15 protein-coding genes are annotated in these 18,240 nt (G+C 67.0%); 6 read left to right on the top strand and 9 right to left on the bottom strand.

The genetic code is table 11. From position 1 onward, the window contains the following. Window positions 1-61: 61 nt before the first annotated feature. From ACFPO9_RS14810 to ACFPO9_RS14785, 6 genes are read right to left on the bottom strand one after another with little or no spacing between them, the layout of a single operon-like run. Window positions 62-2,020, bottom strand: coding sequence for an Ig-like domain-containing protein (locus tag ACFPO9_RS14810; RefSeq protein ID WP_379771888.1), 1,959 nt, complete (start codon window positions 2,018-2,020; stop codon window positions 62-64). 34 nt (window positions 2,021-2,054) lie between these two features. Continuing rightward, the gene (gene pilQ / locus ACFPO9_RS14805) at window positions 2,055-4,214 is read right to left on the bottom strand and encodes a type IV pilus secretin PilQ (RefSeq protein ID WP_379771887.1); all 2,160 of its coding nucleotides are present in this window, start codon (window positions 4,212-4,214) and stop codon (window positions 2,055-2,057) included. Next, window positions 4,211-4,759 carry a pilus assembly protein PilP gene (locus ACFPO9_RS14800; protein WP_379771886.1) on the bottom strand — a complete coding sequence of 183 codons (549 nt, stop codon included), beginning with the start codon at window positions 4,757-4,759 and terminating at the stop codon, window positions 4,211-4,213. Before ACFPO9_RS14800 ends, pilQ begins: the two co-directional genes overlap by 4 nt. Continuing rightward, window positions 4,756-5,418: a type IV pilus inner membrane component PilO gene (locus ACFPO9_RS14795; protein WP_379771885.1), complete on the bottom strand. Its 663-nt coding sequence runs from the start codon at window positions 5,416-5,418 to the stop codon at window positions 4,756-4,758. Before ACFPO9_RS14795 ends, ACFPO9_RS14800 begins: the two co-directional genes overlap by 4 nt. Then, window positions 5,415-6,011 (bottom strand): PilN domain-containing protein, encoded by a 597-nt coding sequence (locus ACFPO9_RS14790; protein ID WP_379771884.1) that lies wholly within the window; start codon window positions 6,009-6,011, stop codon window positions 5,415-5,417. Before ACFPO9_RS14790 ends, ACFPO9_RS14795 begins: the two co-directional genes overlap by 4 nt. After that, on the bottom strand, window positions 6,011-7,087 hold the full coding sequence (locus ACFPO9_RS14785) for a pilus assembly protein PilM (protein ID WP_379771883.1): 1,077 nt from the start codon (window positions 7,085-7,087) through the stop codon (window positions 6,011-6,013). Before ACFPO9_RS14785 ends, ACFPO9_RS14790 begins: the two co-directional genes overlap by 1 nt. Before the next feature lie 349 nt (window positions 7,088-7,436). Here ACFPO9_RS14785 and ACFPO9_RS14780 point away from each other — a divergent pair, with 349 nt between their 5' ends. From ACFPO9_RS14780 to ACFPO9_RS14770, 3 genes are read left to right on the top strand one after another with little or no spacing between them, the layout of a single operon-like run. Further along, window positions 7,437-9,791: a penicillin-binding protein 1A gene (locus ACFPO9_RS14780; protein WP_379771882.1), complete on the top strand. Its 2,355-nt coding sequence runs from the start codon at window positions 7,437-7,439 to the stop codon at window positions 9,789-9,791. Window positions 9,792-9,823: 32 nt separating this feature from the next. Continuing rightward, complete coding sequence (locus ACFPO9_RS14775; RefSeq protein ID WP_379771881.1) at window positions 9,824-11,314, top strand: ATPase domain-containing protein; 1,491 nt, start codon at window positions 9,824-9,826, stop codon at window positions 11,312-11,314. Further along, entirely contained in the window at window positions 11,311-12,825 is a 1,515-nt protein-coding gene (locus ACFPO9_RS14770) for a hybrid sensor histidine kinase/response regulator (RefSeq protein WP_379771880.1), read from the top strand. The genes ACFPO9_RS14775 and ACFPO9_RS14770 overlap by 4 nt, the downstream gene beginning before the upstream one ends. A 28-nt stretch (window positions 12,826-12,853) precedes the next feature. Here ACFPO9_RS14770 and cyaY read toward each other — a convergent pair whose 3' ends face one another. Further along, window positions 12,854-13,183 carry an iron donor protein CyaY gene (gene cyaY / locus ACFPO9_RS14765; protein ID WP_379771879.1) on the bottom strand — a complete coding sequence of 110 codons (330 nt, stop codon included), beginning with the start codon at window positions 13,181-13,183 and terminating at the stop codon, window positions 12,854-12,856. A gap of 41 nt (window positions 13,184-13,224) precedes the next feature. Here cyaY and lptM point away from each other — a divergent pair, with 41 nt between their 5' ends. Together lptM and lysA are read left to right on the top strand one after the other, a co-directional pair. Further along, a complete protein-coding gene (lptM, locus tag ACFPO9_RS14760) occupies window positions 13,225-13,482 on the top strand; it encodes an LPS translocon maturation chaperone LptM (protein ID WP_379771878.1) in 258 nt (85 codons plus the stop codon). Between the two features lie 2 nt (window positions 13,483-13,484). Continuing rightward, entirely contained in the window at window positions 13,485-14,759 is a 1,275-nt protein-coding gene (gene lysA / locus ACFPO9_RS14755) for a diaminopimelate decarboxylase (protein ID WP_379771877.1), read from the top strand. A 155-nt stretch (window positions 14,760-14,914) separates the two neighbouring features. Here the strand turns inward: lysA and ACFPO9_RS14750 are convergent, their stop codons facing one another. Further along, window positions 14,915-15,226, bottom strand: a complete 312-nt coding sequence (locus tag ACFPO9_RS14750) for a hypothetical protein (RefSeq protein WP_379771876.1) — start codon at window positions 15,224-15,226, stop codon at window positions 14,915-14,917. A 124-nt stretch (window positions 15,227-15,350) separates the two neighbouring features. Between ACFPO9_RS14750 and ACFPO9_RS14745 the strand changes: the two genes are divergently transcribed. Beyond that, window positions 15,351-17,219 (top strand): DUF4153 domain-containing protein, encoded by a 1,869-nt coding sequence (locus ACFPO9_RS14745; protein ID WP_379771875.1) that lies wholly within the window; start codon window positions 15,351-15,353, stop codon window positions 17,217-17,219. A 52-nt stretch (window positions 17,220-17,271) separates the two neighbouring features. Here ACFPO9_RS14745 and ACFPO9_RS14740 read toward each other — a convergent pair whose 3' ends face one another. Beyond that, a complete protein-coding gene (locus tag ACFPO9_RS14740) occupies window positions 17,272-18,228 on the bottom strand; it encodes a helix-turn-helix transcriptional regulator (RefSeq protein WP_379771874.1) in 957 nt (318 codons plus the stop codon). Between the last annotated feature and the right edge of the window lie 12 nt (window positions 18,229-18,240).

The raw sequence follows: 18,240 nt of genomic DNA, 5'->3' as shown, positions 1-18,240 counted from the left end.
GCTATCGCTCAAAATGCAAACGGCCAGGATACCCTGGCCGCCGCATGGTCAAACCCCGATTTTACGGGCAGGTGAACAACAGTTTAAACGGAATAGCGGTCACTGTGCCTCCCGGCGTGGTGATCGCCACGTTGAACGATGCCTGGGCCGAGCTCTTGCACTCGGTCGGGGTGGTGCTGGAAATGCTGAACGTGTGGATCGAACCCTGGGCGCCGCTGACCGTGTTGCCCGTCTTGTCGTCGCCGGAGGTGCCGTGCGGCGCGATGTTCGGCACGGTCGCCGGCGACACGGCGGCCGCGTTGGCGTTCAGGACGCTGGTCAGCTCGACCCGGGTGCCGGCCGGCATCGGGTTGTTGTTGACGTCGTTGATCTGCAGCTGGAACACCTTGGTCTCGCTGGACTTGACCGCGCCCAGGTCGTTCGGCGCGCCGAAGGACACCAGGCTGCCGTTCATGGTGGTGTTCACGGCCCCGCTGCCGCTCATGAAGATGGCGGTCTTGGCGAACACGGTGTTGCTGCCGTCGGTCGAGCTGGCGCAGACGGTGGCCAGGCCCGGACGGGTGCTGTCCGCGCTGGAGCCGCTGCCGGTATTGCACGGCGTGGCCGGGGTTCCCGGAATCGCGGTGCGCGGATTCTGCGTGCGGAAGATCACCGAGCACAGGCCGTTGACGGTATTGCAGCCGCCTTTGTCGGCCGAGCCGATGGCGCCCATATTGGTCTGGAACACGACCGGGGTGCCGTCCGGGACCGGGTTGCCGAAGGCGTCCGCCAGCATCACCTGCACGCTGGTGGCGTTCGGGTTGTCGATGCTCCAGCCTTCGACGTTGAACGAGCCCGAGCTGATCGAGAACGCGCGCTGTACCGGCAGGCCGGTGGTCACGACGATCGAGTCGGACATGGTCGAGATGTCGGCGTTGCCGTTGGCGGCGGTGCCCGGCAGGGTCGCCAGCACCCGGAACGAGGTCGGGGTGCTGCCCGAGTTGACGGTGGTGACCACGCTGCCGGTATCGTCGGTGGTGTCGCTGGCCTTGTTGACCGTGACGGCGCTGGTGCTGGCGCTGAAATTCACCTGCTTGCCGGCCAACGGATTACCGAAGATGTCGACCACCTTGAAGCTCAGGGTCGCGGTCTCGGTGCGGCCGTTGCCGCCCTGGCCGCGGATCACGATCGACTTGTCGGACGGCGCGGCCTGCACGAACTGGACCGAGGCGGCGGCCGGCGCGGCGATCTGCAGCTGCGTGGTAACCGATTTCGCCACGCCGTCGGCGGACACGGTGATGGTGTCGCTGTTGGCGCAGCCCTTGTCGCGGTAGACCGTCTGCGCGGTGCCGTTGTTGGTGGCGACGGTGGTGGCCAGGGTGGCCTTGCCGGCGGCCACGCAGGCGGAGCTGAAGCTGACGTTGACCTGCTGCTCGGTGTACTTGCCGGCGCCGGCCAGCACGTCGACCGACAGCACGGTCGAACCATAGGCCTGCAGGCTGGCCGGCGAAGCGCTCAGTGCGCCGAAGCTCAGCGTGGTGGCGCCCACCGAGTAATTCGATTCGCCGGTGATGGTGCTGCCTGCCACCGTGGTGCTGGCGGTGACCTTGGCGGCGCCGCCGGCGGCCAGGCTGGCCACGCGCATGGTGACGCTGGCGACGCCGTTGACGTCGGTCAGCGCGGTGCCGGCAGTGGGCGAGAATACCGCCAGGCTGTTGTCGGTTGCGAAGTTGACGATGGCGTTCGGCACCGGCTTCTTGTTCGCGTCGAGCACGGTCGCCTTAACCGTCAGCGGGGTCGCGCCGGTCAGCGCGTTGGAGCTGCTGCCGCTGGCGTTGACGAAGCCCAGGGTCACGGTCGGGGCCGCGGGAACGGTGGTGCCGCCAGTGCCGGTGCCGGTGCCGCCGCTGCCGCCGCTGGAACCGCTGCCGCCGACGGCGCCGGGATTACCGCCGCCGCCGCCGCACGCGGCCAGCACCAGCGCCATCAGGAGCGCGGTGGCCATGGGCGCGCCGTGGCGCTTGATGTTGGTATTGCTCATGTCTGCCTTCTTCTTGTCGATTGTGTTGGTCGAATCAGCGCGACGTGTTCTGCAGATGCTCGGTCACGATCTTCGGGGTGATGAAAATCAGCAGCTCGGTTTTCTGGGTAGAGCGTGCGGTATTCTTGAACAGGTGGCCCACCAGCGGCAGGTCGCCCATCAGCGGCACCTTGGATTCGTTGTTGGTCTCACTCTGCTGGTAGATACCGCCCAGCACCACCGTGCCGCCGTTCTCGACCATCACCTTGGTCTTCACGTGCTGGTTGTTGATGGCGAAACCGGCGGAGGTGGCCTCGCCCTTCGAATCCTTGGTGACGTCGACGTCCAGCACCACGTTGCCGTCCGGCGTGACCTGCGGCGTGACTTCCAGGCGCAGGTTGGCCTTCTTGAAGCTGACCGTGGTGACGGCCTGGCCGCCCACGCCGCTAGCGGCCTGGGTCGACTGGTAAGGCAGCTCGACGCCCTGCTCGATCACGGCCGGCACATTGTCCTCGGTGACCACGCGCGGGCTGGAGATGATCTTGCCCTTGCCGTCCGCTTCCAGCGCCGACAGCTCCAGGTTCAGGAAGCGGTTCGCCGCCGACGAGAACAGCGAGAACGCGATGGTCTGCGCATTCACGCCGTTGACCGGCGCCGCCGGCAGGTTGACCAGGGTGCTGTTGGCAAAGGTGCCGGTCGGATCGACCTGGCCGGACACCTGGCCGGCGCCGGTCAGGTTGCCGCCGATCGCCAGGCGGTTGTTGCCGTTCAGCTGGTAGCCGCCGTCGCCGCCGCGTTCCGCGCGCAGGTCGGCGAAGCCCAGCTTGGCGCCGAGGTTGCGCGAGAAGCCGTCGTTGGCTTCGACCAGGCGCGCCTCGACCAGCACCTGCTTGGTCGCGACGTCCACCTTCTGGATCAGCTTGCGCACGTCTTCCAGCTTGGACGCGATGTCGGTCACGAACAGCTGGTTGGTGCGCGCATCGATGATGGCGCTGCCGCGCTTCGACAGCACGCGGTTGCCGCCGCCGGCCGCCCCTGCGCCGCCGCCCGCATCCAGGCCGAACACGGTGCGGAAGGCCTCGGCCTTCTGGTAGTTCAGCTGGAAGATCTCGGAACGCATCGGCTCGAGGTCGGCGATCTGCGCCTTCTGCTCGAGCTCCAGCTTTTCCTTGGTCAGCATTTCCTCTTTCGGCGCGATCCACAGCACGTTGCCGTTCTTGCGCATGTCGAGGCCCTTGGCCTGCATGATCACGTCGAGCGCCTGGTCCCACGGCACCTGGTTCAGTTTCAGGGTCAGGCTGCCGCTGACGGAGTCGCTGGCGATGATGTTCAGGCCCGAGATGTCGGCCACCGCCTGCAGCGCGGCGCGCACTTCGACGTTCTGGAAGTTGAACGAGATCTTCTCGCCCTTGTAGCCCTGCGGCCCGGTGGCGAGGCGGTTCGGGTCTTCCTTGACCGGCTTGACGTCGATGACCAGCTGGGTGTCGCTCTGGTACACGCTCTGTTCCCAGTTGCCCTGGGCGTCGATGGTCATGCGCACGTTCTCGCCCGAAGGCGTGGTGGTGATGCGGGTCACCGGGGTGCCGAAGTCGGTCACGTCCAGGCGACGGCGCAGCGTTGCCGGCAGGCCGGTGCGCAGGAAGTCGACGTGGATCTTGTTGCCTTCCTGGCGCACGTCGACCGGGACCTGGCTGTTCGGCAGGTCGACCACGATGCGGCCTTCGCCGTTCGCGCCGCGGCGGAAGTCGAGGTCGCGCAGCGTTTGCCGCGCCGCGGCCGCGGCCGGGGCATGCGCCGGCACGCCGGCGGCGGTGACCGCCTGCGCCGCGCCGCCCGAGCCTTCGACGGTCAGGATCACCGACTTGCCGTCGATCGCGGCGGCATAGCTCAGCGGGCGCTTCAGGTTCAGCACCAGGCGCGTGCGCTCGCCGGCCTGCACCACGTTCAGGCCGCGCACGTCGCCCAGGTTGATGTCCTGGGCGCTCTTGCCGGTGGCGTTGGCGGTGGCGCCGAAATCGAGCGCGATGCGCGCCGGGTTGGTGATCGAGAAGCCGATCGGCAGCTTGGCGGGCGTGTCCTTCATCGCCACCTTGATGACGACGTTATTGCCTTGCTGGTTGGCGCTGATCGATTCGATCTCGTTGTTCTGCGCGAAGGCGCTGCTGGCGCCGAACGCCAGCACCAGGCCGAGGGCGATGCTTCCAAGTCGGGTCATTTGCGATTCTCCTTGCTTTGCAGTTCCAGCTTCGACAGGCGTTCGACCCATTCGCCGGCGGCGTCCTGCACCACTTCACGGATATTGATGGCATCGTCGCCCACGCGGGTGACGAGACCGAAATTCTGGCCGATGCGCTGGCCGGCGCGGACCTGGTAGACCGAGCGGTCGATCTGCACCAGCGCATAGTTCACGCCGGCCTTCTGCAGCGTGCCGACCATCCGCATGGTGTCGAGCGGGAAGCTCTCCAGCAGTTCGCGCGGGCGCTGCAGGTCCGGCTTGTTCGGGTCCGGCGAAGCTTCGGCGGCCTTGGCGAGCTGGTTCAGCAGCTTGTTCGGGCTGTACGGATCGAGTTCCTCCTTGGCGCCGTAGGCGTAGGGAATGAAGTCCTTCGGCTCGGACAGCGGCTTCACGTGCGGCTTGGTTTCCTGCTTCACCTGGTCCATCCAGGTATGCACTTCCTTGACGTCGCTGTCGCCGCAGCCGGCCAGCAGGAAGGCGGCGGCCGCGAAGGCGCCGGCTTGCTTGATGCTCCGGGCGATCATGACTTGGCCTCCTTCTTCTTTTTCTTGCGGGCCTGGGACTGCTGGTCCAGCTCGTCCTGGTCGAGGTAGCGGAAAGTCTTGGCGATCGCATCGAGCGTCAGCACGCCATCCTTGCCGGCAGTAAGCGCGAGGTTGTTCAGGGTGACGATGCGCGGCATCTTCGCCATGTCGGCGGCGAACTCGCCGATGTCGTGGTAGCTGCCGGTGACCTTGATGTCGATCGGCAGCTCGGCGTAGTAATCCCTGACCACCACCTGGCCCGGCCGGAACAGCTCGAACTGCAGGCCGCGGCCGATGCCGGCCTGGTTGATGTCCGACAGCAGCGCCGCCATCTCGGCCTTGCTCGGCAGCTGCTTCTCGAGCCGCTCGACATAGCGGTTGACCTGCTGCTGCTGCGCTTCCAGCACGTCCAGGTTGATCGCCTGCGCCATCTTGCTGCGGTATTCGGTGCGCAGGGTTTCCTCCTGCGCCGCCAGGGTGTCCTGTTCCTCGAACTGGCCGCTCCAGTACAGGAAGTAGCCGGCCACCAGCACGGCCGCCATCACGCCGGCCGCGCACAGCAGGCGCGGCGCCAGCGGCCACAGGCCCGGATGGCGGCCCTGCAGGCCCTCGAACTGGGCCGAGAAGTCGGCGCCCAGCTGTTTCAGATCGATGTTCATGGTTTCGGCCCCGGTTTGGCGGCTTCCTCTTTTTCACGCGCGCGCTTGATCGACACGCTCAGCGTGAATTCGACGACCTTGCGTCCGGTCTTGCTCTGGGCCAGCGTGGCCGCGCGCACCTCGGTCAGGTCCGGGCGTTCCAGCCATGGCGAATTGCCCGACAAATTGCGCAGCAGTTCCGCCACCCGTTCCTGCGACTGGGCGACGCCGTTCAGCAGCACCTTCTGGCCCTCCTGCTTGAAGCTCTTCAGGTAGACCCCTTCCGGCGTCTGGCGCACCAGTTCGTCGAGCAGGTAGACCGGCTGGTTGCGGTCGCCCTGCAGGTCTTCGACCGCCTGCTGGCGCGCCTTCAGGGCTTCGATCTCGGCCTTCAGGTTGGCGATCTTCTTGATCTTGACGTCGAGTTCCGCGTTGGCTTGCTTGAGCACCTGGTTGCGCTGGTTCTGGGTCGAGATCTGGCTGGCGTTGTAGGCGCCCACCATCAGCACCAGGGCGCCGCCCAGCAGGCCGCCCAGGGCCAGCAGCGCCGCGAAGGCGGTCTGCTTCTGCTTGCGTTTCGCTTCCCGGTGGGGAAGCAGGTTAATCCGGATCATCAGCCAAACCTCCGCAGTGCCAGGCCGCAGGCGACCAGGTAGGCCGGCGCTTCGTTGCGCAGCTGCTGCTCGCGCACCGATGCAGCCAGCTGCATGCCTTTGAAGGGCGAAACCACCGCGCTCGAAATCCTGGTGCGGCTGGCGATGATGTCGAGCAGGCCCGGCACCAGCGCGCAGCCGCCGGCCAGGTAAATCTGGTCGATGCGGGTGTACGGGGTCGAGGTGAAGAAGAACTGGATCGCGCGCGTGACTTCCAGCGCGGCGTTTTCCAGGAAAGGCGCGAGGATGTCGGCGCCGTAGTTGTCCGGCAGGTCGCCGGCCTTCTTGCGCGCTTCCGCTTCCTCGAACGAGAGGCCGTAGGCGCGCACGATATCCTGCGTCAGCTGGATCCCGCCGAAGGGCTGCTCGCGCTCGTAGATGGTCTCGCCGTTCTGCAGCACCGAGATGTGGGTGGCCTGGGCGCCGATCTGGAACAGGGCCACGATCTGCCCTTCCTGCACGCCGCCCTGCTCGTCGATCGCACGCTGGGCCGCCGAGCGCGCCGCATACGATTCGATGTCCATCACGGTGGCGGTGAGGCCGGCCGCCTCCGCGATCGCGACCCGGTCCTCGACCTTCTCGCGGCGCGCCGCCGCCAGCATCACTTCCATGTCTTCCGGCGAATTCGGGGCCGCGCCGATGACGTCGAAGTCCAGGCTGACCTCGTCCAGCGCGAATGGAATGTACTGGCTGGCTTCCGACTCCACCTGCACTTCGAGCTGGTCTTCGGCCAGGCCGGCGGGCAGGATGATTTTCTTGGTGATGACGGCGGCCGGCGGCATGCCGAGTGCGACATGCTTGACCTTGGTGCCGCTCTTTTTCCAGACGCGCAGCACCGCTTCCGACACCGCTTCGATGTTTTCGATGTTGCCGTCGACGACAGTGCCGCGCGGCAGTGGCTCGGACGCATAGCGCTCCAGCCGCACTTCGCCTTTGCCGGCATCCGCCAGCTCCACCAGGCGCACGCCGGACGTACTGATGTCGATCCCGATCAAGGGCGGGTTGGACTGTCCGAACAAGGAACCTAGACTGATCACGAGCGTTGCTCCCTCTTTTACGACTGCTGCGTTCCTCGGAACGGCTTATTGAACGCCCGGGCGGGGAATGATTTCTTAGAAAAATTAGCCACTTACTGCCGCTAATTTATGTACTCGCTTAAGGCACTGCGTTAAATCGTAGCAATAAGGATGACCACAGACAAGAAATTTCTGCACAGGAACATATTTGGCCGAAGCGGGAAAGAGACACTTCGTGTTAGGCGCTTTTCCGCTGCGATAGCTCAATCTTGACGCTCTTTACACACCTGTTATCGACTTGACCAGTCGTGTTTCCGGCACGGCCCTGCCTTATAATGAATCTGGTCAACACAGCGAACCATTCATGCGCATGAAAGCATCTTCGAACGGGGCGCCGCCCCCGCCGTCCCAGCCGTCTTCAAACAAGCACAGCCCGAAGCGAATCATTCTCACCCTGCTCGCCGCCCTGTCCGGGCTGGCCGTGTGCGGCGTGCTGGTGGTCGTGTTCGCGCTGGCGATGGCCTATCCCAACCTGCCCGCCCTGGATACCCTGACCGACTACCGGCCGAAAATGCCGCTGCGGATCTTCACCGCCGATAACGTCCTGATCGGAGAATTCGGCGAAGAACGGCGGACCCTGGTGCACTTCAAGGAAATCCCGGACGTCATGAAAAAGGCGGTCCTGGCGATCGAAGACACCGGCTTCTACGAGCACGGCGGCGTCGATTACTGGGGCATCCTGCGCGCAGCGCTGCACAACGCCACCGGCGGCGCGCGCCAGGGCGCGTCGACCATCACGCAGCAGGTCGCGCGCAACTTCTTCCTGTCCTCGGAACAGACCCTCAAACGCAAGGCCTATGAAGCGCTGCTGGCCTGGAAGATCGAGAAGAACCTCAGCAAGGACCAGATCCTCGAGGTCTACATGAACCAGATCTACCTGGGCCAGCGCGCCTTCGGCTTCTCGTCGGCGGCCCAGATCTATTTTGGCAAGGACCTGCGCGACATCACCGTGGCCGAAGCGGCCATGCTGGCCGGGCTGCCGAAGGCGCCTTCGGCCTACAACCCGGTGGTCAATCCGAAGCGTGCGCGCCTGCGCCAGCAGTACATCCTGCTGCGCATGCACCAGTTGGGCTACATCACCGACGCGCAATACGAGACCGCGAAGAACGAGGAACTGAAGATCAAGACCGACAGCACGGCTTTCGGCGTGCATGCCGAGTACGTGGCCGAGATGGCGCGCCAGCTGGTCTACGAGCAGTTCAAGGAAGACACCTACACGCGCGGCCTGAACGTGTTCACCACCATCACCAAGGCCGACCAGGACGCCGCCTACCTGGCCCTGCGCCGCGGCGTGATGGACTACGAGCGCCGCCACACCTACCGCGGCCCGGAAAAATACATCGAGATCCCCTCGAGCAAAGGCGAAGCCGACGAGGCGATCGAAGCCGAGCTGGCCGAGCACCCGGATTCCGACGACATCGTCGCCGCCATCGTGCTGCAGGCTTCGCCCACCCAGGTGACGGCGGTGCTGGCCTCCGGCGAGGAGATCAGGATTTCCGGCGCCGGCCTGGCCTTCGCCCAGGGCTGGCTGTCGCCGAAAGCGGCCGAGACCCGCCGCGTGCGCCGCGGCGCCGTGATCCGCGTGACCCAGGACGGCGGCTCGAGCTGGAGCATCACCCAGATGCCGGAAGTGGAATCGGCCTTCGTCGCGGTGAGCCCGGACGACGGCGCGATCCAGGCCCTGGTCGGCGGTTTCGACTTCAACCGCAGCAAGTTCAACCACGTGACCCAGGCCTGGCGCCAGCCGGGGTCCTCGTTCAAGCCCTTCATCTATTCGGCCTCGCTGGAGCGCGGTTTCTCGCCGGCGACCCTGATCAACGACGCCCCGATCTCCTTCGACGCCGGCGCCACCGGCGGCCAGGCCTGGGAGCCGAAGAACTACGACGGCAAGTACGAAGGTCCGATGACGATGCGGCGCGGCCTGACCAAGTCGAAGAACATGATCTCGATCCGCATCCTGAACAAGATCGGCGCCCGCTACGGCCAGGAATACGCGACCCGCTTCGGCTTCGACGCCGATAAAAACCCGCCCTACCTGACGCTGGCGCTGGGCGCCGGCGCGACCACGCCGCTGCAGATGGCCGGCGCCTATTCGGTGTTCGCCAACGGCGGCTACCGCGTGATGCCCTACCTGATCTCGAAGGTGACGGATGCGGACGGCAAGGTGCTGTCGGAAGCGCGCCCGGAACGCGCCGGCGTCGACGCCAACCGCGTGATCGACGAGCGCAATGCCTGGCTGATGGACAGCATGCTGCGCGACGTGGCGCGCTACGGCACCGCCGCCAAGGCCCAGCAGACCCTGAAGCGCCCGGACATCGCGGGCAAGACCGGCACCACCAACGACTCGATCGACGCCTGGTTCGCCGGCTACCAGCCGCACCTGGTCGGCATCGCCTGGATCGGCTACGACCAGCCGCGCAACCTGGGCAACCGGGAAACCGGGGGCGGCCTGGCGCTGCCGATCTGGATCGGCTTCATGCAGAAGGCATTGAAGAACGTGCCGGTCGCGGAGCGCCCTGCCCCCGCCGGCCTGGTGCAGTACGGCGACGAGTTCTATTACATGGAGAACCCGCCGGGCACCGGCGTGCAGTCGCTCGACGTCGGGGTACCCGCGCCCGCTACGGAGCAGAAGGCGCGCGACGCCGTCAGAAACGAGTTATTCTGACAACATTGAAGAATTTGCGCGAAAGAGTACCCATGAGCATCCAGAACACTTCCAGCACGGCATTCATCTCGACCGGCATTCCCGGTCTCGATAATGTCCTCGGCGGAGGCCTGACCAGGGACAGGCTGTACCTGGTCGAAGGCGACCCGGGCGCCGGCAAGACCACGATGGCGCTGCAGTTCCTGGCCGAAGGCGCGGCGCGCGGCGAGACCGTGCTCTACATCACCCTGGCCGAGACCGAAATCGAACTGCGCGCGGTGGCGCAGGCACACGGCATGTCGCTGGACGGCGTGACGGTGCAGGAAGTGATTCCGGACGAAAGCCTGCTCGATCCGGGCGAGCAGTACACGGTGCTGCATCCGTCCGAGGTGGAACTGGGCGAAACCAACAACCTGATCCTCAAGCTGGTCGAGACGCTCAACCCGACCCGGGTCGTGCTGGACTCCTTGTCCGAGCTGCAGCTGCTGTCGGGCAGCCCGCTGCGCTACCGGCGCCACGTGCTGGCGCTGAAGCAGTATTTCGCCAAGCGCTCCTGCACCGCCATCCTGCTCGACGACAAGACCTCGGTGCAGGGTGACCAGCAGGTGCGCAGCATCGCCCACTGCGTGATCTCGCTGCAGCACACCGATTCCGAATACGGCGCCGAACGGCGCCTGGTGCGGGTCCTGAAATACCGCGGCGTGGCCTTCCGCCGCGGCCCGCACGATTACTCGATCATCACCGGCGGCCTGTTCGTCTATCCGCGCATCGTCGCGGCGGAAACGCGCGAACTGACGCGCCGCGCCCAGATCGGCAGCGGCCTGCCGGCGCTCGACATGCTGCTGGGCGGCGGCATCGAGGAAGGTTCCAGCACCCTGGTATCGGGGCCGCCGGGCACCGGCAAGTCCAGCGTGGCGATGCAGTTCGTGAAGGCGGTGACCGACCGCGGCCAGCGCGCCGCCCTGTTCCTGTTCGAAGAATCCTTCAATACGCTGTTGAACCGCAGCGAAGGCATCGGCATCGACCTGCACACGCCCTACGAATCCGGCCTGCTGACGGTGCACCAGATCGATCCCGCCGAGATGTCGCCGGGCGAATTCAGCCATGCCGTGTGCGGCGCCGCCGACCAGGGCGCGCGCGTGGTCGTGATCGACAGCCTGAACGGCTACATGAACGCCATGCCGGAAGCCGGCTTCCTGGCCACCCATCTGCACGAAATCCTGACCTACCTGGGCCAGCGCGGCGTGGTGAGCTTCCTGGTCGGGGTCCAGCAGGGCATCGTCGGCAGCACCATGTCGACCGGGATGGATGTCAGCTACCTGGCGGACAACGTCCTGATCCTGCGCTATTTCGAGGCCCAGGGTTCGGTCGAAAAAGCGATTTCCGTGTTCAAGAAGCGCGGCAGCATCCACGAGACCACGCTGCGCCGGTTCGACATCACGCCGCGCGGCATTGCCGTCGGCCCGGTGCTGAGCAATTTCCAGGGCATCCTGACCGGCGTACCGACCATCATCCAGCAACACAAGGAAGACGGCGCAGCGTGACCCCGAATGCAGACCTGGAATACCGCATCCTGATTCATGCCCCGGTTGGCAAGGACGCCAGGCTGATCGCCGAACTGTTCGGGCGCGCCGGCGTCGACTGCGGCGTGTGCGCCCATCTCGGCCAGCTGACGGAAGAACTCGGGCGCGGCGCCGGCGCGCTGCTGGTCGCCGACGAAGCGATCACCCCGGAATTCCTGCGCACGGTGGGCCACTTCATCGAGCACCAGCAGAGCTGGTCCGACCTGCCGGTGCTGATCATGAGCCGGCGCGAGGCCGCCTCGCCAGGGCTGCAGCACCGCTATCTTGAACTGGGCAACGTGTCGCTCCTGGAGCGCCCGGTGCAGGGCGTGACCCTGGTGAGCGCCGCGCAATCGTCCCTGCGCGCCCGCCGCCGCCAGTACGCGATGCGCGAAGTCGACCAGCGCAAGGACGAGTTCCTGGCCATGCTGGGGCACGAGCTGCGCAATCCGCTGGCGCCGATCCGCGCCGCTTCCGACCTGCTGCGCATCCCGACGCTGGACCGCGACAAGATCCAGCAGACCAGCGAAATCATCTCGCGCCAGGTGAAGCACATGACAGGGCTGATCGACGACCTGCTCGATCTGTCGCGCGTCTCGCGCGGCCTGGTCACGCTGAGCGAAACCCTGCTGGATGCGCGGCAGATCGTCACCGGCGCCGTCGAGCAGGTGCGGCCGCTGGTCGACGCGCGCCGTCACCGCGTCACCGTGCAGATGCCGATTGAGCCCGCCTTCGTGCACGGCGACCAGAAGCGCCTGGTGCAGATCGTCGCCAACGTGTTGAACAACGCCGCCAAGTACACGCCCGAGGGCGGCGAGATCGTGGTGGCGCTGTTCGTGGATGAGGATACCGTCGCCTACACCGTCAGCGACAACGGCATCGGCATGGCGCCGCACATGATCGGGCAGGTATTCGACATGTTCGCCCAGGCCGAGCGTTCGTCCGACCGCGCGCAGGGCGGGCTGGGGATCGGGCTGGCGCTGGTGCGCAACCTGGTGGCCCTGCATGGCGGCCGGGTCGCGGCCTACAGCGAAGGCATCGGCAAGGGCAGCCGCTTCACGGTCACCCTGCCGCGCGCCGAAGCCCCGGGCCGTACCGCCATCCCGGAAGCGCAGGGACTGGCGCCGGTACGGCCGCAGGAACTGCACCTGCTGGTGGTCGACGACAACGACGATGCCGGCCAGATGCTCGGCCTCTACCTGGAAACCGCCGGCTACCGGGTGACGGTGGTGCAGAGCGCGCGCGCCGCGCTGGAGGCCGCGCGCACGGATCCGCCCGATGCCTGTTTGCTGGACATCGGGCTGCCCGACATGGACGGCAACGAGCTGGCGCGGGCATTGCGGCAGCTGCCGCCGCTGCGGGCCGCGACCCTGGTCGCGATCACCGGCTACGGCCAGGAGGCGGACCGCGCCATGACCGCGGCGGCCGGCTTCAACCACCATTTCGTCAAGCCGGTGGATATGCAGGCGCTATTGGGCGTGCTGGCCGGTTGACGTGGGCACGGGGAGCCCACGCAGGTATTCAACGTAATTTGACCGGCGCCCCGCCCTGCTGGGTGGCGTAATCGGACAGCGAGGTAAACAGCTCGCTGTCGTCGCGGGTGTTGCGCCATTCGTCGTTGACGCGCTTGTAGTGGAAGCCGCCGGCGCGCGCCGCCACCCACATCTCCTGCAGCGGCGCCTGGCTGTTGACGATGATTTTCGAACCGTTGTCGACGAATTCGATCTCGAGCACGTTGCCGCTGCGCTTGCATTCGACGTCGACCACGTCCTGCTCGAACAGGCGGTCGAAGGCCAGTTCGATCTCGTTCAGGGTGGCGTCGGCCAGGTCCAAAAATTCGGTTTCGGTCATGCTACACTCCAAGGTCTGCTAATCAAACCGTGATTCTAATCGTGAAGTCCCTATTTGCGCTCCCGGCCGCCGGCTTTGCCTTCGCCGCCCTGCTGTCCGCCTGCGGCCAGCCCGGCCCGCTCTACATGCCCAAGCCGCCGGCCCGCGCCGCTGCCGCCACCGCGCCCGCCGCGCCCGCGATGCCGGTGACGACGGCCTCGCCGCCGGCGCCGGCAGCCGGCATGAGCACGCCGCCGGCGGGATCCAACGCCAACAATACGCAAGCTCCGCAATCCCCTTCTCCCGCCACCCAACAGTAATCATGTCGCATTTCTCGTACCAAGACGGCGTCCTGCACGCCGAAAGCGTTCCCCTGCCCGCCATCGCCCGGCAGTTCGGCAGCCCGACCTACGTCTATTCGAAGGCACAGCTGCTGCAGAACTTCCGCGGCTATGCAAAGCCCAGCCAGGGACGTGACGCCCTGGTCTGCTATGCGATGAAGGCCAACTCGAACCTGGCCATCCTCGACATCCTGGCGCGCGAAGGCGCGGGCTTCGACATCGTCTCGGGCGGCGAATTGCTGCGCGTGATCGCCGCCGGCGGCGATCCCGGCAAGGTGATCTTCTCGGGCGTGGGCAAGACCGTGGCCGAGATCGAGCTGGCGCTGGAGAAGGGCATCCTCTGCTTCAACGTCGAGTCGATTCCGGAACTGCACCGCATCAACGACGTGGCCGGCCGCCTCGGCAAGCGCGCACCGGTATCGCTGCGCGTGAACCCGAACGTCGACCCGAAGACCCACCCCTACATCGCCACCGGCCTGAAGGCCAGCAAGTTCGGCGTGGCCTTCTCGGACGCCCTGGACACCTACCGCAGCGCCGCCGCCCTGCCGCACCTGGACGTGGTCGGCATCGACTGCCACATCGGCTCGCAGCTGCTGGACGACGCCCCGCTGCTCGAAGCCCTGGATAAACTGATCGAGCTGATCGACACGCTGGCGGCCGAGGGCATCCTGCTGCACCACCTCGACGTCGGCGGCGGCCTGGGCATCGACTACGGCACCGGCGACAACGCCCCGGTGGCGATCGGCGACTACGTGTCGCGCGTGTTCGCGCGCGTGGACGCCTGGCGCGCCGAGAAGTACGAGGGCAAGCCGATCAAGGTCATCTTCGAACCGGGCCGCTCGATCGTCGGCAACACCGGCGTGCTGCTGATGTCGGTGGAGTTCCTGAAGCCGGGCGAGGAAAAGAACTTCTGCGTGGTCGACGCGGCGATGAACGACATGGCGCGCCCGGCCCTGTACCAGGCCTGGATGGACGTCAAGCCGGTGCAGCAGCGCGAAGGCGCCGTCGTGAAATACGACCTGGTGGGCCCGATCTGCGAATCCGGCGACTGGCTGGCGCGCGACCGCGAGCTGGCGGTGGAACCGGGCGACCTGCTGGCCATGATGACCGGCGGCGCCTACGGCTTCACGATGGCCTCCAACTACAACACCCGCGGCCGCGCCGCCGAGGTGCTGGTCGACGGCGACAAGGTCCACCTGATCCGCCGCCGCGAGGAGCCGGCCGAGCTGTTCGCGCTGGAATCGGTCGTCAAGTAATCTACAACTGCACATCGCCCCCGCGCAGGCGGGGGGCCAAGTTTCCTTACCCGGTCGATCTCAGTCCTTCGAGCCGGGCGTAATCGACTTGCTGACCTTGCCCTGCTCGTCCAGCATCCGGATCTCGGCCTTGCCGTCCGCCGATACCAGCAGTATCAGCGCCGCCCGCCGCGGTAGCCGCGTCCGCCGCCCCAGCCATGTCCGCCACGCCAGCCGCGCCCGCCGTAATAACCGTGCCCGCCGCCGCGGTAGCGGTGCTCGTAATAGCCGAAACTGAGCGACAGTGGCGGTCCGACATAGGCCGGGTAGCCGTAGGCGTAGGGACCGTAATAATAGGGCGCACTGGACACCGGCCCACCGTCATAGGCCGCATAAGGCGGCGGTGCATACACGCAGCCGGCCAGGAATCCGCCTGCCGCCAGCGAAAGGATCAGGCGTTTCGCCGCGCCTTGTCTGTAAAGTTCCATGTCGACGTCCTCATCTGCCGTCTACTTTGATTCTAGGCGAGGGAAGACCGATTGCAATCTCATTTACTTTTCTTCGCGCTTGCATGAGTGCTAAGCTTGTCCGATCCATTTTCGAAGGCAGCCCATGCAAGCACTCGACCCTTCCGACAGCCCATCCCTGCCCGCGCTGAGCCTGCCCGGGGTCGGCAGCCGGCGAATCCTGATCGGTCTGGTGCAGGGCCTGCTGCTCTACCTGCTCTACCGCGCCGGCAAGGAACAGGTCTGGCCTTCCACCGTCCCGCTGCTATTCGTGCCGCTGGTGCTGGCGGCCCTGATCGTGCCGGTCATCCTGGTATCCGGACTGGGCCACATGCCGCGCCGCCAGCTGCTCCTGTGGGGCGGCGCCGCGCTCTTGCTGTTGGCCGGCCTCGGCTGCTACGACGCCTGGCGCGTGGCCGATCTGCCGCTGCCGCCGACCCGGCAGGACGGTCCCTTCCCGCCTTCGCCGGGGATCTACCGCTCCCTGTATCCCTCGCCGCCGCTGGTGTTCTTCGCCATGGCCGGCTTCTTCATCGCCCACACCCTGGTGCTGGCCGCCGTGCGCGACAGGCGCCGGATCGCCGCCTACGCCACCTATTTCGACATCGCCTGGAAGAATGGCGTGCAGCTGGCCTTCAGCGGCCTGTTTACCGGCGTCACCTGGCTGGTGCTGGCCCTGGGTTCGCAGCTGTTCGAGCTGGTCAGGCTGAACTTCCTCACCGAGCTGATCCGGGAGGAATGGTTCGCGATTCCCGTCACCGCCTTCGCCTTCTCCTGTGCGATGCACCTGACCGACGTGCGCCCGGCCATCGTGCGCGGCATCCGCAGCCTGCTGCTGGTGCTGCTGTCCTGGCTGCTGCCCGTGATCGTGCTGCTGGTCGGCGGCTTCCTGCTGGCCCTGCCCTTCACCGGCCTGGAGCCGCTCTGGAGTACCAAGCGCGCGGCGGCGGTGCTGCTGGTGGCCGCCGCCGGCCTGGTGGTGCTGATCAATGCGGCCTGGCAGAACGGCGAGGATGGCAAGGCGGTCGCGCGCGTGGTGCGGGTGGCCGCGCGCGCAGCAAGCCTGCTGCTGGCGCCGCTCGTCCTCATCGCCGTCTACGCCCTGAGCCTGCGCGTGCGCGACTACGGCTGGACCGGGGACCGGGTCAGCGCCGCGGCCTGCATGCTGGTCGCCGCCTGCTATGCTGCCGGCTATTTCCGCGCCGCCCTGCGCCCCGGCTGGCTGCCCGCGCTGGCGTCGGTGAATACCGGTACCGCCTTCGTCGTGCCCGGCCTGCTGCTGCTCCTGTTTTCACCTGTTCTCGATCCGGCCCGGGTCTCGGTGGCCAGCCAGGCCGCGCGCCTGGCGTCCGGCAAGGTGCAGGCGGAACGCTTCGACTTTGCCTTCCTGCGCTTCGACGGCGAACGCTACGGGCGCGCCGCGCTGGACCGCATCGAGCGCGAGGCCGCCGGCGCGCAGGCGGCGCTGGTGCGGCGCCGGATCGCCCTCGTCCGCAACATGAAAAGCCGCTGGAACCGCATTGCGCCGGCGGCGCAGCCGGCCGACATGAAAGCCAACCTGATCCTGCGCCAGGCGGGCGCGCGGCTGCCCGACAGCTTCCTGCGCACCGACTGGGCGCTGAAGGACGATACCTTCGTGTATCCGGATTGCCTGCGCGAGCCGGGCAAGAGCTGCGACGCCTTCCTGCTGGACGTGAACGGCGACGGCAAGCCGGAAGTCTTCCTCAGCACCCGCAACGAGCTCGCCGGCGCCGTGCCGAATACCGTCGTGCTGGCCGAGGACGCCCAGGGTCAGTGGACGGCGCTGGCCCGCGTGATGCTGCCGCGGGTCGATTGCCAGGCCTTGCACGAGGATCTGGCGGCCGGCAAGGTCACGGCCGCACCGCCGGCCCTGGCGGACATCGAGATCGGCGGCGCGCGTGCGCGCTTGCAGCCGGTGGCGCCGGGTTACGGCTGCCTGTCTCGCAAGCGCTAATCCCCCCCCGGGCTAACAAAGCCGTCAGGGCAACGCGGCCATGGCGGCTTTGTTAGCCCGGCGCCTGGGTGCAGCGCAGCAGGCGGCGCACGCAGTCCGCTACCGCTGCGTGCAGCTCGGGCGGCTGGCGGATCTCGAAATCGAAGGGCATGCCGGCTAGCTGGCGCGCGAACCAGTCCAGCTCGTCGGACTGGGCGTGGATCAGCACGCCTTCCGCCGTTTCTTCGAGCACCCCGGCCTCGGCAAACAAGTGGGCCCGCACCGAGGCCGCATCGGTTTTCAGCAGCACCTCGATGGCGATGGCGCGCGGCAGGGTGGCCACCGCCTGCACCACATGGGCCATCGCATCGAAGCCCTCGGGCCGCTCGAATTGCTCCGCCAGCGGCGCCACATCGACCACGCGATCCAGCCGGAAGATGCGCAGCGCCTGCCGCAGGTGGCATTGCCCGGCCGCGTACCAGCGCCCGTGGCGCAGCGCCAGGCCGTAGGGATCGAAGCCGCGCACCGATTCTTCGCCGCGCTGGTCCCGGTAGCGCAGCAGCACGCGCCGGCAAGCCTGGGCGGCGCCGGTCAGCGCCACCAGCGCCTGGTTGTTGTCCGGGGCGATGGTCCGCGCCGCATCCAGTTTCACCGTTTCGTCGACCGCGCGCACGCGCCGCTTCAGCCCATCCGGCATCACGCGCTCCAGCTTGGCCTGGGCGCTGGCCACTGCCGGCGCCGCCTCGGCCAGGCCCAGCCCGCGCGCGGCGAGCAGGCCGAGCGAGAGCGCCAGGGTCTCGTCCTCAGTGAACATCATCGGCGGCAGTTTGAAACCCGGCATCAGGGCATAGCCGCCCGCCGGCCCGCGCTCGGCCGTGATCGGGATGCCGATGTCTTCCAGCTTGCCGATGTAGCGGCGCAGGGTGCGGCGGTCCACGCCCAGGCGCGGCGCCAGCTCGGCGCCGCTCATGCGGCCATGGGTCTGCAGCAGCTCCAGCAAGGCGAGGACGCGGGTGGTCGGTCGGTACATAGGACCGATTAT

Origin of the sequence: Massilia aerilata (assembly GCF_042656905.1) — a bacterium.
In the GTDB taxonomy this organism is placed as follows: Bacteria; Pseudomonadota; Gammaproteobacteria; order Burkholderiales; family Burkholderiaceae_D; genus Telluria; species Telluria aerilata.
The sequence above is the reverse complement of the archived record's forward strand: the minus strand, read 5'-3'. Positions and strand labels throughout refer to the sequence as shown.

Excerpts from the sequence above, each read along its gene's own strand:
- ACFPO9_RS14810 (WP_379771888.1), bottom strand. The coding sequence starts at position 2,020 with ATGAGCAATACCAACATCAAGCGCCACGGCGCGCCCATGGCCACCGCG.
- pilQ (WP_379771887.1), bottom strand. The coding sequence starts at position 4,214 with ATGACCCGACTTGGAAGCATCGCCCTCGGCCTGGTGCTGGCGTTCGGC.
- ACFPO9_RS14800 (WP_379771886.1), bottom strand. The coding sequence starts at position 4,759 with ATGATCGCCCGGAGCATCAAGCAAGCCGGCGCCTTCGCGGCCGCCGCC.
- ACFPO9_RS14795 (WP_379771885.1), bottom strand. The coding sequence starts at position 5,418 with ATGAACATCGATCTGAAACAGCTGGGCGCCGACTTCTCGGCCCAGTTC.
- ACFPO9_RS14790 (WP_379771884.1), bottom strand. The coding sequence starts at position 6,011 with ATGATCCGGATTAACCTGCTTCCCCACCGGGAAGCGAAACGCAAGCAG.
- ACFPO9_RS14780 (WP_379771882.1), top strand. The coding sequence starts at position 7,437 with ATGAAAGCATCTTCGAACGGGGCGCCGCCCCCGCCGTCCCAGCCGTCT.
- ACFPO9_RS14775 (WP_379771881.1), top strand. The coding sequence starts at position 9,824 with ATGAGCATCCAGAACACTTCCAGCACGGCATTCATCTCGACCGGCATT.
- cyaY (WP_379771879.1), bottom strand. The coding sequence starts at position 13,183 with ATGACCGAAACCGAATTTTTGGACCTGGCCGACGCCACCCTGAACGAG.
- lysA (WP_379771877.1), top strand. The coding sequence starts at position 13,485 with ATGTCGCATTTCTCGTACCAAGACGGCGTCCTGCACGCCGAAAGCGTT.
- ACFPO9_RS14750 (WP_379771876.1), bottom strand. The coding sequence starts at position 15,226 with ATGGAACTTTACAGACAAGGCGCGGCGAAACGCCTGATCCTTTCGCTG.
- ACFPO9_RS14745 (WP_379771875.1), top strand. The coding sequence starts at position 15,351 with ATGCAAGCACTCGACCCTTCCGACAGCCCATCCCTGCCCGCGCTGAGC.
- ACFPO9_RS14740 (WP_379771874.1), bottom strand. The coding sequence starts at position 18,228 with ATGTACCGACCGACCACCCGCGTCCTCGCCTTGCTGGAGCTGCTGCAG.